The organism is Janthinobacterium sp. SUN176, assembly GCF_030587335.1.
Lineage (GTDB): Bacteria > Pseudomonadota > Gammaproteobacteria > Burkholderiales > Burkholderiaceae_D > Janthinobacterium > Janthinobacterium kumbetense.
This window is the reverse complement of record NZ_JAPWIA010000003.1, coordinates 307,886-324,125: the sequence shown is the minus strand read 5'-3', so window position 1 is coordinate 324,125 and position 16,240 is coordinate 307,886. Positions and strand designations below refer to the sequence as shown.

The 16,240-nt window shown below is 53.9% G+C and carries 12 protein-coding genes and 1 pseudogene; 3 read left to right on the top strand and 10 right to left on the bottom strand.

The features are described from left to right. Positions 1-63: 63 nt before the first annotated feature. Positions 64-648 (top strand): annotated as a pseudogene (locus O3299_RS22720) (NUDIX domain-containing protein); the annotation flags it as partial. A 380-nt stretch (positions 649-1,028) separates the two neighbouring features. Here the strand turns inward: O3299_RS22720 and O3299_RS22715 are convergent. The 3 genes from O3299_RS22715 to O3299_RS22705 form a co-directional block, all read right to left on the bottom strand. Next, positions 1,029-1,574: a toxin-activating lysine-acyltransferase gene (locus tag O3299_RS22715; protein ID WP_305063261.1), complete on the bottom strand. Its 546-nt coding sequence runs from the start codon at positions 1,572-1,574 to the stop codon at positions 1,029-1,031. Continuing rightward, positions 1,556-3,274, bottom strand: coding sequence for a hypothetical protein (locus O3299_RS22710; RefSeq protein ID WP_305063260.1), 1,719 nt, complete (start codon positions 3,272-3,274; stop codon positions 1,556-1,558). Before O3299_RS22710 ends, O3299_RS22715 begins: the two co-directional genes overlap by 19 nt. A gap of 137 nt (positions 3,275-3,411) precedes the next feature. Then, on the bottom strand, positions 3,412-3,654 hold the full coding sequence (locus O3299_RS22705) for a hypothetical protein (RefSeq protein ID WP_143451385.1): 243 nt from the start codon (positions 3,652-3,654) through the stop codon (positions 3,412-3,414). A 515-nt stretch (positions 3,655-4,169) separates the two neighbouring features. Here O3299_RS22705 and O3299_RS22700 point away from each other — a divergent pair. Together O3299_RS22700 and O3299_RS22695 are read left to right on the top strand one after the other, a co-directional pair. Further along, on the top strand, positions 4,170-5,549 hold the full coding sequence (locus tag O3299_RS22700; RefSeq protein WP_305063259.1) for an HlyD family secretion protein: 1,380 nt from the start codon (positions 4,170-4,172) through the stop codon (positions 5,547-5,549). Between the two features lie 38 nt (positions 5,550-5,587). Next, positions 5,588-7,687 carry a peptidase domain-containing ABC transporter gene (locus O3299_RS22695; protein ID WP_099665378.1) on the top strand — a complete coding sequence of 700 codons (2,100 nt, stop codon included), beginning with the start codon at positions 5,588-5,590 and terminating at the stop codon, positions 7,685-7,687. A 107-nt stretch (positions 7,688-7,794) separates the two neighbouring features. Here the strand turns inward: O3299_RS22695 and O3299_RS22690 are convergent, their stop codons facing one another. From O3299_RS22690 to O3299_RS22660, 7 genes are all read right to left on the bottom strand, one after another. Then, a complete protein-coding gene (locus O3299_RS22690; protein WP_034754516.1) occupies positions 7,795-8,766 on the bottom strand; it encodes an ABC transporter permease in 972 nt (323 codons plus the stop codon). Positions 8,767-8,770: 4 nt separating this feature from the next. After that, a complete protein-coding gene (locus tag O3299_RS22685; RefSeq protein WP_035824975.1) occupies positions 8,771-9,850 on the bottom strand; it encodes an ABC transporter permease in 1,080 nt (359 codons plus the stop codon). Beyond that, positions 9,847-11,376: an ABC transporter ATP-binding protein gene (locus O3299_RS22680; protein WP_099665375.1), complete on the bottom strand. Its 1,530-nt coding sequence runs from the start codon at positions 11,374-11,376 to the stop codon at positions 9,847-9,849. The genes O3299_RS22685 and O3299_RS22680 overlap by 4 nt, the downstream gene beginning before the upstream one ends. Positions 11,377-11,457: 81 nt before the next feature. Then, positions 11,458-12,453, bottom strand: coding sequence for a BMP family protein (locus tag O3299_RS22675; RefSeq protein ID WP_086145103.1), 996 nt, complete (start codon positions 12,451-12,453; stop codon positions 11,458-11,460). Positions 12,454-12,832: 379 nt separating this feature from the next. Then, the gene (locus O3299_RS22670; RefSeq protein WP_077400023.1) at positions 12,833-13,735 is read right to left on the bottom strand and encodes a LysR family transcriptional regulator; all 903 of its coding nucleotides are present in this window, start codon (positions 13,733-13,735) and stop codon (positions 12,833-12,835) included. A gap of 87 nt (positions 13,736-13,822) precedes the next feature. Beyond that, a complete protein-coding gene (locus tag O3299_RS22665; protein WP_099665374.1) occupies positions 13,823-14,752 on the bottom strand; it encodes a pseudouridine-5'-phosphate glycosidase in 930 nt (309 codons plus the stop codon). 1 nt (position 14,753) lies between these two features. Next, positions 14,754-15,911 (bottom strand): carbohydrate kinase, encoded by a 1,158-nt coding sequence (locus O3299_RS22660; RefSeq protein ID WP_305063258.1) that lies wholly within the window; start codon positions 15,909-15,911, stop codon positions 14,754-14,756. Between the last annotated feature and the right edge of the window lie 329 nt (positions 15,912-16,240).

Sequence of the window (16,240 nt, the reverse complement as noted above, 5' to 3'; positions counted from 1 at the left end):
TATTGCACGAGTTTGCATGATAAAGTCGGCAAAGGCAAGCATATACAAGCACAAGGAGACACTATGCGTGAAGAAAATAGCAAGCAGGAACGGGTCCGCATCCACGGCGTGCAGACCCTGTCGCACGACTGGTATTTATTGCAGAAAACCACGTTCGACTATCTGCGCCGCGATGGACAGTGGCAGACGCAGACACGGGAAACCTATGACCGGGGCGATGGGGCCACCATCTTGCTCTACAACAAGCTCAAACGCACGGTGATTTTGATCCGCCAGTTCCGCTTTCCCACCTACCGCGAAGGCCACGACGGTTTCCTCATCGAATCGGCGGCCGGCTTGCTGGAAGAGGCCAGCGCGGAGCAGCGCATCCGCGCCGAGGTGGAAGAAGAAACGGGCTATGCGGTGGGCGCCGTGCATAAAGTGTTCGAGGCTTTCATGAGCCCCGGTTCCGTGACGGAGCGCCTGCATTTTTTTGTCGCAGAGTACGATCCGGCCAGCCGCATCGGCGACGGCGGCGGTCTGGCGCACGAGGGCGAAGATATCGAAGTGCTGGAACTGCCCCTGGCGCAAGCGCTGCAGATGGTGGCCGATGGCCGCATCTGCGACGGCAAGACCATCATGCTGCTGCAGCATGCGCAGCTGCACTTGATGCCGCGCAAAAGAGGACTGCAGATTTTAGTAGCTGGCCCGTATCGTTCCGGCACGGGCGACGACCCCGTCTTGATGCAGCGCAATGTGGACGCCATGCAAGCTGTCTGCCTGCCCCTGTATGCCAAGGGACACATGCCCGTGCTCGGTGAATGGCTGGCCTTGCCCATGCTGGCGCTGGCCGGTTCTACCCGGGTGGGCGATGCCGTGTATGAGGAATTATTCCACGCGCATGCGACGCGTTTATTGAGCCATTGCGATGCCGTGCTGCGCATCGGTGGGCCATCACAGGGGGCGGAACAGATGGTCAGCATGGCCCGCCATTCGGGCATACCCGTATATTTCTCATTAGAAAAACTTTTGGAAATGCACAGTTCTAGCTAAATAAGATTTTTGAATGCAGGGCAGTCGGACTTCCCGCAAGTACAGGATCCGATTCCATGCGACGGTGCGAGGAAAAAGTAATTTTTTCTATTTCGGGTTATTTCTTTGTAAATTCGTTCTTCATTCCTTATTCTGAAGTAACGAATTTTTTTCTCGGCAAGGAAAACATCATCGCGTAAATCATTTAATATATACATTAAATTTCCAGACGGCGCCAGAAAATCCATGATCCATAATGAATTTCCACAATTCCACTCTTCCGCGCTGATATTGGCATTGTTTGTTTTCATGATGCGTAGTTCTGTTGAACTGTCCAGGTATGCCCATGCAATATACCCAACGGGAAATCCTTCAATATTGAAGTAAATTTTTATATTTTTCTGCAATATTGCATTGAGTAAGTTGTTTGATAAATAAGAAATTTCCCTATTAGCATGGGCAGGGTTGTTCTTCATGATGATAATGATGTGGCCCAGAATTTCAGCTGTTTCTTGTATCTTCTGTGCAGGTCTGTCATACACTCTCAAAAAACTGTTTCGCATAATTTTTTCATCAAATTTTTTTCATCGTCATTGGATGTGCGATTTTGAAAATAATTGATTAATTTATTTTCTTGATCGACATTTTTCACGAGTAAGGGAGCCATAGTCTCCGAGAAGATTGAACCCTCGCCAATCCATGCGCTTAAGTCTATATTTCCGTCTATTGGGTCGGATAGAGAGATTTTGTTTTTATTGATGATGTTATTGATGAAATCTTTGCTATCCAGGCCAGATGCAACATGCATATCGATTGTTCTGTCGAGTGTATGCCTGTATAAATCAGGGGTTCCCTGATTTATCCTGAGTGAATTAATCTTGATAAAAAGGTGAGCGGAATTCCTTTCGGCAGGGTTTTTCTTGAATAGACAGGCATCACGCAGATTCCAATATGAATCTATGAATTCATGTAGCAGGCGGATGTCATTTAATTCTGGGAAAAGAGAAATTTCAGCTTGTTGTTTATTTTTGCATAGGCTGATCAATCGAATTAAAGAGTTCAGGCTGTAACTGCCCATTTTCTCTGGCATGAAAGCATCTTGCCCGGCGCAAGCAGGATACAGCTTGAACGGTTCGGAATTTCCCTTGAGTATTATTTTTTTAAAACAAGAAAAAGCAGATTTTGTTAGATGATTGTCAATGGATAGTAAATCCCATGCGGGTATGCCAGTTAGTTTTAAAAATTCCAGCTGAATGCTATCAGAAAGCTTTTTTGAGAAAATGGAAAGAATATCGTTTGGGGGAACCAAGAATCTCTTCTTCTCGTTAGGCAAATACCTTTGGATGGAAAGAACTATTTCATTTATGGTATTTTTAATTTGACTATCTTCGCCAAAAGGAACCCCATGTTTGGCGACTATGATCTTCCCATAATCTGAAACGCTTGATGCAGTGCCAAAATCAATCCAACGTCCATCCATGCACATGTTGGACGGAGATTGCAAGCCATGTGACAGGCGTTTTGCCGTTGCTGCCGCATGTTGATCGGCAAAACGTTCAACCATGGCGATTAGCAAGCTATTCAGCTGGTGGTTTGAATTGCTCAGGAAAGGGGCTGCGTCACTTGCTTGCGCCAAGGCCACTACTGCGGCGCGGGTTCTTTCTGCATCCGACGCCATGCCATGTCTCGCCTCATCATGGCGCGAAAAGTAAAGTGATCGGACAAAATGGCCGGGTCTCAGTGCCGCTTCACGGATAGTAAGTCCTCGACGGGTTGTTTCTGAAGTCCCTTCCGCTGACGAAAAGGCTGGAACCCGGGTGCCGGTATCAATGAGGCCGTGTATCCTGACGGCGCCGTGAGGTAGCGCGCTGTGGCTTATCTCGCTCCAGATGGCTTCCCTGATCCCGCCGGCCAGAGATTCGCCACCATAGGAATGCCAGAAAGACGTGGCACTTCCTGCCAAGGGATTTTTGCCTATTCCTTTAATTTGAATGCTGTTTCTCAAGCCACATCGGGCTCCCCCCCCATTTGAAGTTACACCTACGCCGCCATATCTTTCGCCAAGAAATAGCTTGATGTCTTTCGCAGACGAGGCAGAGGGATGATCACCATCAATAGGAATATAAAAAGCATGTTCATCAAGGTCCGGTGGCGATATTCCGTAAGGATTGCTCCAGACTATTTTCGCCGAGGTGAGTTTTTGTGCGGAAAATTCAACAAAAGAAGATTTTGGTAAAATATTTTCTAAAAAATTGTTTATCATGAAAATATTGAATTTAAAATTACATATCAAATAATGTTAATTTTATTGCTTATTTTGTGAAACGGAAGGAGGGTATTTATCCCTTCCTTCCATTCCTGCATCTATAAATATTTACTTCTCAGATTGATGATGATAATTTAAAACTGCATATCCCACAAATCCCTGTAATAGCTGCCATCAGAGTAGCCGCCGCCGCCAGTGTCTCCAGCACCGCCACCTGCACCGGCTTGATAATCGGGCAGGCGATTTTGTGCAGCTTCTGCTGCTGCTTCATCGGCCAGGATGCGTTGGCGTTCATCTTCCGTCAAATCCCACCAGCCTTCGTCGCTAGAGCCGGCACCGGCAACGGCTTCTAATTCTTGAATATTTAAAATACGCATGAATACTGCCTTTCAAAGATGAATTGACATTCCAGGATGAACTGGAAAGTTTTCTCCAATATGGAGGGTATTCGTTAAGAAACATATCAAAACGAAATATTTGGATAGAATCATGGTGCACGTTAAAAATATGAATTATTTTCACGTTGCATCATGGCGTTGTTTTATCTGACGCTGATCTAATGTAAGTTGATTTTTTAGAAAAATCAATAGAATTCAATTGAAGTGGAAAAAAATCGGCTACAATTATTTTCCGTTGATCCGTTGATAGTGTGAGGAAAACTGTGCCAAAACAGCCGTGGATAAGCTACTAAAAGTCGACAATTTTTATTGTCGAATTAACCATGTGAGATAGCTTGATGATCACATAACAATATGGTCATGTATCTCAGACACATACATGTCTTACTGCGCAGTATGAGTGAACAGAAATAATACCGTCAGGCTTTATGTATGTTTAACCTCATCAGAAATTCGCTTTATGTCCGGGAATGGACTTCAAGGTATAGGTATCAATGAACATACATGACATGCCTCTGGAAACGAAGATAGAAGCCACAGTGCCACCCGCAAAAAATGAGGAATCGCAATCGCTTCCATTGTTCCGACCGGAAGTTCACCTATCGAGAAGCAGCCAGTGGGCCGGAGCCATCAGTCTGGCGCAGCCCGTTTCACGCTGGCTGGTGGCGGGGATTGCTTTTATCGTAGGCCTGTTGCTGATTCTGTTTATTTCTTTTGGTAGCTTTACAAAAAAAAATCGCGTCGTTGGTATTATTGTTCCTCAGGGTGGCAGCCTTGGAATTGCCGCACTTGCTGCAGGTGTTCTGACAAAAAATTTTGTGAAGGAAGGGCAGCATGTACAGATCGGCGATCCTCTGTTTGAATTGTCAACAGCCCGGCAGGCGGGTGATGGGGAAATCACAGGGTTGATCGCGCAACAGTTGGCGGTCCGACGGCAGACGCTGGATGCGGAACGACGCGTTCTTATTACGAGAATAAAGGAAAAAGGCCAGCAAATTGACGAACGGCAGCGAATTTTAGCCAGTGAAATTAGTCAATTGAACGTGGAATTGGAGCTGGCGGGACGACGTGAAGAGTTGGCGAAGTCAAGCGTTGCGAAGTACGAAACGTTGCAGCGTAGTGGCTATGTCTCCGACGCGCAAGTTCAGCAGAAGCAGGTAGAGTTGATTGATTACTCAAGTCGATTGAGCAGTCTGCAGCGAACAAAGGCTCAGCAGGCAGCCAGGAATTACGCTTTGGATGCAGAGCGTACGAATCTGGCGGGAGAGCTCACCGGTCAACTAGTGCAATTGGATCGTGCTGTTGCCAGTATTAGTCAGGAGGCGGCAGAGAATGAGAATCGAAAATTAAATTTCATCACCGCCCCCAGCAGCGGGACAATTACCACGATTACCTATCAGGCAGGACAGACCGTGAGTGGTGGGCAGGCACTTGCGACACTCGTACCCGATGCCACCGAACCACAGACAGATGCGGACGGACTTGAAGTCCACTTGTATGCTCCGAGCCGGACAACTGGTTTTGTTGCCGTCGGACAGGATGTATTAATGCGCCTGCAAGCGTACCCTTATCAAAAATTCGGCCTTCAGACTGGCGTCATTACAGGTGTCAGCAACACGCCGTTTGCTCCAAGTGAATTACCAGTGAACCTGGCCAGCACAATTTTAAGTAACTCGGAAAGGAGCTTACCAGGTTCTAACAGCAATGAAGCTCTTTACCGCATTAAGGTAAGGCTGGCACGTTCCTATATCCTGGTTAATGGGAAGAGGCAGTCCTTGCGACCAGGTATGGCGCTGGAAGCGGACATTATTCAGGACAAACGGCAGATATGGGAGTGGATCGCTGAACCATTGTTGACACGTTTGAATGGTTAATCATCATAAAGAAGCAGCCAAACGAAAATATAGACTTGATGAAAACTATACTCCAAACTGAAAAAAGCGAATGTGGCATTGCTAGTCTGGCCATGATTTGTAATTATTTTGGCTATCACGTCGGCTTGCCTGAGTTGCGCCGAAAGTTTTCGATAAGCCTGAAGGGGACAACCTTAGCGCAACTCGTACGATATGCGGGAGCGATGCACATGGCTGCGCGTCCCCTGCGCTTGGAGTTGGATCAGCTTGCAGAACTGAAATGTCCCGCCATTTTGCATTGGAATTTGAATCATTTTGTCGTTTTGAAAAGTGTCAAACGAAAATTTTTCGGTAAATTGCTTATAAAAATCATTGATCCTGCAATTGGGGAAAGAGTTGTTTCGATAGATGAGGTGTCGAAGAATTTCACTGGCGTAGCCCTGGAATTGACGCCAAACGATGCGTTTGAAGTAAAGCAGGAAGAGAAAAAGATCTCCATTCGTGCATTGACTGGAAGAATTTCCGGTTTGCGTCGGGCTTTGATACAAATTTTCTTACTCGCAATTACACTTGAATTATTTGCGATTGTAATGCCACTTTTCAACCAATTTGTGATTGACGAAGTGATAGTTGCTGGTGATAAAGATCTTTTGCAAATTCTGGTTCTTGGCTTTTCCTTACTACTGTTGACGCAGACTGCGATTGGACTGGCCCGCAGCTGGTTTCTGATGCGTTGGAGCATAGACATTGGTTTTCAATGGGGGAATAGAGTGTTCGCCCACCTGACACGGCTGCCCATTTCCTATTTTGAAAAAAGGCATGTCGGTGATGTAGTGTCGCGTTTTTCGAGCATGAGTGCGATTCAATCTACGTTGACCAATATTTTTGTTGAAAGTGTTATCGATGGGTTGATGGCCTCGTTTGCCCTGATCATCATGATCATGTATAGCCCACGTTTGACAGCGATCGTTGTCATCGCCGCATTATGTTACGCACTGTTGCGGTGGGTATTTTATCAACCCCTGCGCGAAGCTTCTTTGGAGAGGATTCTACTTTCTTCAAAAGAAAATACGCACTTTCTGGAAACCATACGTGCAATCACTCCGTTGAAGCTATTCGGACGTGAATCCGAACGTGGCGCATATTGGCGTAATTTAAAACTTGATGTTATCAATAGAGATATCAAGACCCAAAAACTTGGCATTGTATTCAAGGTTGGCAATGGTTTGATTTCTGGAGTACAAGGGTTGAGTCTGCTTTATTTGGGCGCAATGGCCGTCATGGGGGGGAGCATGACGGTGGGTATGCTCATGGCCTTCGTCAGTTATTCCAGCACATTTTCCAGTCGTGTCTTCAGCTTGATCGATGTCTTTGTCAACTTCAGAATGCTAGGTATGCATGCAGAGCGTCTGGCCGATATTGTGCTCGAACCGGTGGAGCCTGAAATGGATTTCGAGCTGGATACAACGGGCATTCAACCCGCCATTACATTGAAAAATGTGAGTTTCCGCTACGCAGAAGGTGAACCATGGGTCTTGAAGGACGTTAACTTGCACATACCGGCCGGCCAAAGTGTCGCCTTGGTTGGAGCAAGTGGCTGCGGGAAGACAACCATGTGCAAAATCATCACTGGTCTGCTGTTGCCGTCATCTGGTGAAGTGCTGATCGACAATATTCCAATTCAGAAGATCGGGCTGAGGGCCTATCGAACACTGGTGGGCACCGTGATGCAAGACGATGTGTTGCTTGCCGGATCCATCATGGAGAACATCAGTTTTTTTGATACGAGCATGTCGTATGCTGCGGTCGAAGAGTGCGCGAAACTTGCTGCCATACATGAAGAAATAGCGAGAATGCCCATGGGATATCAAACACTGGTCGGTGATATGGGCAGCAGTTTGTCAGGAGGGCAGAAACAGCGTATTTTGCTGGCCAGAGCATTGTATAAGCAACCCAAAATATTGGCGCTCGACGAAGCTACCAGTCATCTCGACATTGCAAATGAATACAAGGTCAATCTGGCGATAAACAAGATGAACCTGACACGTATCATGGTGGCGCACCGACCGGAAACCATCAAAATGGCGAGCCGTGTCGTCCACCTGGTTGCAGGGCAAGTTCATGAATCATTATTCGAGAAGGATGGTGCCCAGGTTTAAGGACCGCACGCCAGGTATGGAACGACACTTGTGTTCCTGAGCTCTCAGAACGAGGCAGGATGGAAAATGCACCGGAAAGCGTGATCGCTTTCCGGTGTTGTGGGCGATTAACGCGATTTGACGAACGGGATACCGATGGCCTTCGGCGCGATGGATTTCGCCATCAAGCCCGCCAGCACGATCACGGTGACCACGTACGGCACCATCTGGATCAGCGAGCCGGGGATGCGGCCCACGACGGGCAAGTCCACGCCTTCAATCTGGATCTGGATGGCGGCAAAGAAGCCGAACATCAGGCAGCCGAGGAAGGTGTAGACGGGACGCCAGTTGCCGAACACCATGGCCGTCAGGGCCAGGTACCCGGCGCCGGCCGACATGTCGCGCAGGAAGAAGCCGCTTTGCACGATGGCAAGATATGCGCCCGAGAACGAGCACAGGATGCCGGCCACCAGCATGGCCAGGTAGCGCGTCGCTTCCACGCTGACGCCGGCCGAGTCGGCCGCGTGCGGGTTTTCGCCGCAGGCGCGCAGGCGCAGGCCGAAGCGCGTGTGGTACAGCAGCCAGTGCACGAGCGGAATCAGCAGGAATGCCACGTAGACGAGGATGGAATGGCCGCCGATCAGGTGGGCGTACACCCAGCCGATGAAGGGGATGTGTTCCACGTATTGCGTACCCGGCAAGACCACGTCGAACAGCCGCGCCGAACCGAGGTCGGGCGTGCGGCCGCCTTGCTGGAAGAAGAATTGCGCCAGCACAAACGTCAGTCCGCTCATGGCAATGTTGATCGCCATGCCGGCCACCAGCTGGTTGCCCTTTTGCGTGATGCTGACATACGCTTGCAGCAGGGCCAGCGCGACGCAGACGAGCATGCCGGCAGCCATGCCGTAATACGGGTTTTGCGTCGTGTAGGCCACGGCGGCGGACGCGAAGGCGCTGGCCAGGATCTTGCCTTCCAGGCCGATGTCGATCATGCCGCTGCGTTCGGCAAACAGGCCGGCCATGGCGGCAAAGATCAGGACGGGCGCATTGCGCACGGTCGATACCAGGATGCTGGCGAATTGAAAGTCGTCGAGTGTCATGGTGTTAGCCTTTGGTGCGCTTGAGCAGGGCGGAAATGGCCGGTGCGTAGAAGTTTTCCATGGCGCCGCAGAACAGGATGATCAAGCCCTGGATGAAAATGAAAGTTTCCGTCGGGATATTCGGCTTTTCCAGCGACAAGTCGAAACCACCCTGTATCAGGGCGCCGAACAGCACGGCTGACAGGAAGATGCCGACCGGATGCTGGCGGCCCATCAAGGCGATGGCGATGCCGATGAAGCCGGCGCCGCCGACGAAATTGAGCGACAGATAATGCGTCGAACCCATGATGGAATTGACGGAACCCAAGCCCGCCAGCGCGCCGGAGATCAGCATGACGATGATGATCATCTTGCTGATCGACACGCCCGCATAGTGGGCCGCATGCTTGTTGAGGCCCGTGGCGCGCAGCTTGAAGCCCCACGACGAGCGCCAGACCATCACGCCGTAGATCACCAGCGCGGCGATCGCCAGGATAAAGCTGATGTTCAGCGGGGTGTCGCCCAGCGACGGGAACCAGGTGGACAGGCGCGGCATTTCGCCGCTTTCCGCAAACACGCGGCTGGCCGTGTTCTGTTCGCCTGGCGGGATCAGGTACTTCACGATCACGAAGTTCATCAGGCTGGCGGCGATGAAGTTGAACATGATGGTGGTGACGACGATATGGCTGCCGCGCTTCGCTTGCAGGTAGCCGGGCAGGAAACCCCACAGCGCGCCGAACAGGGCCGCGCCGATCATGGCGGCCGGAATCAGCAGCCAGGCGGGCAGGGTCTGGTCGAAGGCCAGCATGGCGACAGTGAGGCCCAGGCCGCCGATATACATCTGGCCTTCGGAACCGATATTGAACAGGCCGGCCTGCATCGCCACGGAGACCGACAGGCCCGTGAAGATGAAGGTGCTGGCGTAGAACAGGGTATAGCTCAAGCCTTCCGGATTGAGGATGGCGCTGTGGACGAGGATCGACAGCGATTCGGCCGGGTCCTCGCCCAGCATATAAATCACCAGGGCTGCGACCAGCAAGGCCGACAGCAGGTTTAACATGGGCATGACAAAGGCTGTCGCCCAGCGTGGCAAGTCGTTATTCATGATTTATGCATTCCCCCCATCAACAGACCGATGCGGGTGGTATCGAATTCTTCAATTTTCAGTTCGCCGGTGATGCGTCCGCCGCACATGACGAGGATGCGGTCGGCCAGCGCCCGCACTTCTTCCAGTTCGACGGACACCAGCAGGATCGCCACGCCCGCGTCGCGCAGGGCCAGCAATTGCGTATGGATGCTTTCGATGGTGCCGATGTCGACGCCGCGCGTGGGCTGGCCCACCAGCATCAGTTTCGGCTTGGCCAGCACTTCGCGCGCGATCACCACCTTTTGCTGGTTACCGCCCGACAACAAGCCGATGCGCAAGTCCGGATTGGCCGGACGCACGTCGAAGGTTTTCAGCAATTGCGCGCAGCGGGCGCCGATGGCCTTGAAGTTGAACAAGCCCCAGCGGTTTTTCAGGTGGTCCTGGTAACCGAGGATGGTGTTTTGCATGACGGAAAAATTCTTCACCACGCCATCGCGCAAGCGGTCTTCCGGAATGTGGGCGATGCCCAGTTCGCGGAAGGCCAGCGGCAAGCCGTCGGCATCGTGGCGCTTGGCAAACGGCAAGTCCTTGTCCAGGAAGCGCAGCTTGCCCGACGTCGGCAAACGCATGCCGGACAGAATTTCCAGCAGTTCGCTCTGGCCATTGCCCGAAACCCCCGCGATGGCGACGATTTCGCCGGCGCGCAGATTGAAACCTATGTCGGCCAGCAATTTGACTTGCTGGTCGTCAGCCAGTTGCAAACCGTCAACTTCCAGCACCGTGGCGCCCGGATTGTACGGTGCGCGGGGCAAGTGGCTCTGGATGGGGCGGCCGACCATCATGTTGGCCAGTTCCTCTTTCGAGGTGCCGGCGGTCGCCACGGCGCCCACCACCGTGCCGCCGCGCATGACGGTGACGTTGTCGGTGATTTCCAGGATCTCTTGCAGCTTGTGCGTGATCAGGATGATGGTCTTGCCTTGTTCCTTGAACAGGCGCAAGATTTCAAACAGCGAAGCCGTTTCCTGGGCCGTCAGCACGGCTGTCGGCTCGTCGAGGATCAGGATATTGGCGCTGCGATAAATCTGCTTGAGGATTTCCACGCGCTGCTGCGCACCGACGGAGAGGTCTTCGATCTTCGCCAGCGGGTCGACGTCGAGGCGGTAGCGCGCGCAAATCTCGCGCAACTTCGCTTCCGCTTCCGTGCGGTGGCTGGCCAGGCGAAAACCGCCTTCCGTGCCCAGCATGATATTGTCGAGGACGGTGAAGTTCTCGACCAGCATGAAGTGCTGGTGCACCATGCCGATGCCGAGGTTGATCGCTTCCTGGCTGTTGCGGATCGGTTGTACTTTTCCGTCGAGCAGGATTTCCCCGCCGTCGGCACGGTAATACCCGTACAGGATGCTCATCAAGGTCGATTTGCCGGCGCCGTTTTCCCCCACCAGGCCGTGGATACTGCCCTTGGCGATGGAGAAGCTGACGTCGGCGTTCGCCTTCACATGTCCAAACTGCTTGGAAATGCTGCGAAATTCTACTGCTGGCTGCATAGGTTCATAACTGGATAGTTTCATGGAAACGCGCCGCGCGGAGACTGGCCCCGGCGGCGCGCTAAAAGATACGGAGAAAAATTAAACCGGGCAGCTGCTGCCGACGCGGTAATCGATCACTTTGATCTTGCCATCGATGATGTCCTTACGCGCACCCAACACGCGCTTTTCGATTTCCGGCGTAATCAGCTTGCGGTTGTTCGCATCGAGCGCCCAATCCACGCCGCCTTCTTTCAAGCCTTTATAGCTGACGCCGCCCTTCCAGGTGCCGTTCTTGACTTCCATGAAGCTGTCATAGACGGTGTTGTCGACGCGCTTGACCATCGAGGTCAGGATGCTGCCTGGATACAGATGGTTCTGGTTCGAATCGACGCCGATGGCCAGCTTGCCTTTTTCCTTGGCCATTTGCAGGGTACCCATGCCGCTGCCGCCTGCGACGGCGAAGACGACATCGACGCCGCGCTCGAATTGCGAGCGGGCCAGTTCGCCGCCCTTGGCCGGGTCATTCCAGGCGCCGGATGTGGTGCCGACCATGTTTTGCGTGATTTCCGCTTTCGCATTCACTGCCTTGACGCCTTGCGCGTAGCCGCAGGCGAAGTTGCGGATCAGGGGAATATCGATGCCGCCGATGAAGCCGACCTTCTTGCTCTTGCTGGCCATGGCCGCAGCCACGCCCACCAGGTAGGAGCCTTCTTCTTCCTTGAAGACGACGGAATTGACGTTGCTGCCGGCGGCCTGGCCGTCGATCAGCACGAATTTCACGTTCGGAAATTCCTTGGCGACCTTTTGCACGGCTTGCGTTTGCGCAAAGCCGATGGCGGCGATCATGTCGAGTTTCTTGCGGGCCAGGCCACGCATGACTTGCTCGGCTTGCGTATCGCTGGAGGCTTGCACTTCGATGAAGGAAATGCCCGTGTCTTTTTTGAAGCGCGAGGCGCCTTCGAAAGCGGATTGGTTGAACGACTTGTCGAACTTGCCGCCCGCGTCATACACGACACCCAGTTTTGGGGTAGCCGCGGACGCTTGAGCAGTCAGAAATACGGCTGCGATCGTCAAACTAAATTGTGTAAGTTTCATGAATTGGCTCCTGGAAGATCGATATTGTATATTTTTTATAGGTGAAACATATAATTTGGGGCCGATTTAGCCTGTTTTTGATGCACGAGGTGATAATTCCTTATCAACATTGCACTGTATTGCACAAGATCATTGCTGACCTTGACTGCTTTTATGTCGACAATGTGATGCTCATGCAACAGTCGACCCCGTCTCTTTTATAGGTACAACATCGAAGGGGGCTGCCGGAGCGGGCTGGGATGCGCCGTCAGTTGACGGGCAGGGCAAGCACGGAACCGGCGCCGCGATGGGCGTCCGAATCACTATGCATCATGCCAGATATGTATGACAAATACGTTTTTGTTTAGTTATTTATATGAAAGCCATATAAATTGCGGCTTCAAGCGGCGGGGGGATTCAGGATATTCAGGAAGGCCCGCACGACGGGCGCGTCGTCCAGCGTGGTGTAGCTGATATACAGGTTGGCCGACGGCGGATTGGTCTTGATCGGCAGAAACACCACGCCGGGCCAGCCGATGCGGCTCGTCGTTTCCGGCACCAGGGTCACGCCCAAGCCCGCACCCACCATGGCCAGCAGGGTTTGCGGTTCGCTCGCTTCCTGGAAGATCACGGGTTCGAAACCCGCATTGATGCAGCATTGCACCAGATAGCGGGGAAACGCGGATTTGTCGAGGTTCAGGGTCAGCATCGGTTCGTGGGCGATGTCGATCAGTTCGATGGACGTGTTTTTTGCCAGCGGGTGGTGTTCATTGACGGCCACGCAGACGTTTTCGCGGAAACACAGTTCCTGGCGTAAATTGTCGTGACGCAAGTCGTCGTCGTTGAGCTTGGGTTCGCGCCAGAAGCCCACGTCGATTTGCTTGGCGCGCAAGGCTTCGTATTGCACCGTGGGACCAAATTCATGGATGGTCCAGCTGACGCGGGGAAATTTGGTCTGGAATTCTTCCAGCAGGCTGGGAATGGGCCCCCACATGGCAGAGCCGACGATGCCCACGCGCAAGCGGCCCACTTCGCCGCGGTCGATCTGGCGGATGGTGTCGATGGTCATGCGCATCTTGGCCAGCAGGTCGGCCGCCTCGTTCATCAGCGCCTTGCCCGCCACGGTCAGCTCGAACGTGCGCGTGGTGCGCGCAAACAGGCGTACGCCCAGTTCGCTTTCCAGTTTCATGATCTGCTGGCTCAGGGGCGGCTGCGAGATATGCAGGCGCTCGGCGGCGCGGCTGAAGCTTTTCTCCTCGGCAACGGCAAGAAAATACTTTAACTGTTTCAGATCGATGGACATGCTTTCCTTGGCGTTGCGTGGTGCTAGGCGATGGAACGGCGCGCAGGCCTGGATGCCGGCATGCGCGCTTTCTTTACAGCAGTCCTATTATCGTGCCACGACTGCCTGCATGGCAATGGCCAGCGCCGTGCCGACCTGGGCATTGTGCTTGACCAGCGCGATATTCGTCGCCAGGCTGCGGCCATCCGTCAACTGCTTGATGCGCGACAAGAGGAATGGCGTGACTTGCTTGCCCTTCACGCCACCCGCATCCGCTTCCTGCAGTGCTTGCGTGGTGATCGCATCGATTTCTTCCTTGGGCATGGCTTGCGCGGCCGGCACGGGGTTGCTGACGATCACGCCGCCTTTCAAGCCCAGTTGCCACTTGGTGCCGATGAAGGCAGCCTGTTCGGCGGCCGTATCGAGGCGGAAATCGGCCTTGAAACCGCTTTCGCGCGTGAAGAAGGCGGGGAAGCCTTCCTGGCCCACGCTGATGACGGGCACGCCATGGGTTTCCAGGTATTCCAGGGTCAGGCCGATGTCGAGGATGGATTTCACGCCTGCGCAGACGACGGCGACGGACGTTTGCGCCAGTTCCTGCAAGTCGGCGGAAATGTCGAAGCTCGTTTCGGCGCCGCGGTGCACGCCGCCGATGCCGCCCGTGACGAACACGGAAATACCCGCCAGTTCCGCGCAGATCATGGTGGCGGCCACGGTGGTGGCGCCCAATTTACCCTGCGACAGGACGAACGGCAGGTCGCGGCGGCTGACTTTCATGGCGTCGGGCGAGGTGCCCAGCAATTCCAGTTGCTCGGGCGACAAGCCCACGCAGATCTTGCCGCCGATGATGGCGATGGTGGCCGGCACGGCGCCGCCGTCACGGATGATCTGCTCCACTTCGCGCGCCATTTCCACGTTTTGCGGATACGGCATGCCGTGCGAAATGATGGTCGATTCCAGCGCCACGATGGCCTTGCCGGCGGCGCGCGCGTCGAGCACTTCTTGCGAGAACAAGAGGAAATTCTGTAATTGGGTCATGTCAGTCCTGTTGAAAGAGGGTAGGGGGAGGCGGCGCCAGGTCGGCGTCGTCAATGTTGTCGAGCGCGCCGGCGGAAATCTGGGGGGAGACGGTGGCCGCCGATTCCAGGGTCATGGCGGCCAGTTTCAGGCCGCGCCGGCATGCCAGTTTCAAGTCGCTGCTGTCGTGGTAGAGCGACCAGCAGACGGCGGCGGAAAACGCGTCGCCGGCGCCCGTCACGTCGACGGCGTCCACTTCGCGCGCGGCCAGGTGCACGACAGGCGCGTCCAGGCTGTCGCCATCCGTGAAGTACACGCCTTCGCCGCCGCAGGTGACGATCACCTGGCGCGCGCCCTGGCGCTGCACTTCGCGGCAGGCGGCGCGCACCTCGAACGCCGTGGGCAAGGCCCGCGCCACGCGCGTTTCCAGTTCGCCACGGTTGAGGATCAGCAAATGCAAGCCCGTCAGGTCTTGCGGCAGGTGCGCCATCTTCGGCTGCGAGACGGCGACGATGACCAGCGGCGTCGCATGGGCGGCGTCCTGGCGCGCGTCGGCCAGCAGCGCCTGCACGCTGTCGTGGCCCAGGTTCAGGTCGCAGACGGTGAGTGCGGCGGCGGCGCGCTGCGGCTGGCGGCTGTGCAAAAAGGCGGGCGTCAGCTGTTCGTAGAGTTGCATATTGGCCATCGCCAGCAGCATTTCGCCATGTTCGTTGAGCACGGCCGTATAGGTGCCGCTGCTGGTATTGCTCAAATGCAAGCTGCCGCGCATGTCGATGCCTGCGTCTTCCGCGTGCGTCTGCAGCGCGTGGCCGGCCGCATCGTCGCCCAGCGCCGTCAGCAGGGCGACGGGAATGGACAGGCGGGCCAGGTTTTCCGCGATGTTGCGGCCTACGCCGCCAAACACTTCTTCCGAGCGCACGGGATTCGAGGTGCCCATCTGCAGGGTCGCCAGGGTGCGCATCTTGCGGTCGAGGTTGGCGGCGCCTATGCACAGCACGGGGCGGCTGTCGGGCAGCACGTAGGCGCGTCCCAGCAGGCGCCGCTCACGGATGAGGCCGGCGATGTGGCCGGCGACGGCCGAGCGCGACAAGCCCAGTTCGCTCGCCAGGTCTTGCTGCGAGATGAAGGGGTTGTTGCGGATCAGCGTGTACAGCTGGTCTTTTTTATTGGTGTCGGTCACAAGGTTTTCGCTAAAGGTTTAAACATTTGTCTTTTACTGTAAACATTTGTCTTTGATGTGTCAAGCCCATGTCAAGCCCGTGTCAGGCGTGCGCGAAAAGCGGTCGTATGGAGCTTGTATGCATGCATTTTCGGGGCATGGCAGGTCAGGGCTTGCCTGGACTATAATGTCGGCCATTTATATTTGAATTGTATAAATGGGCAAGAAAAATGGTATTTGCCATACATATTCCGTTTGATGCATAGTGGCGGCAAATAGAGGCAATACGCATTTCGATATACCTGTAACACCATACTTACCCGATACCTGGGCCGCAGTCCTTCACCGGA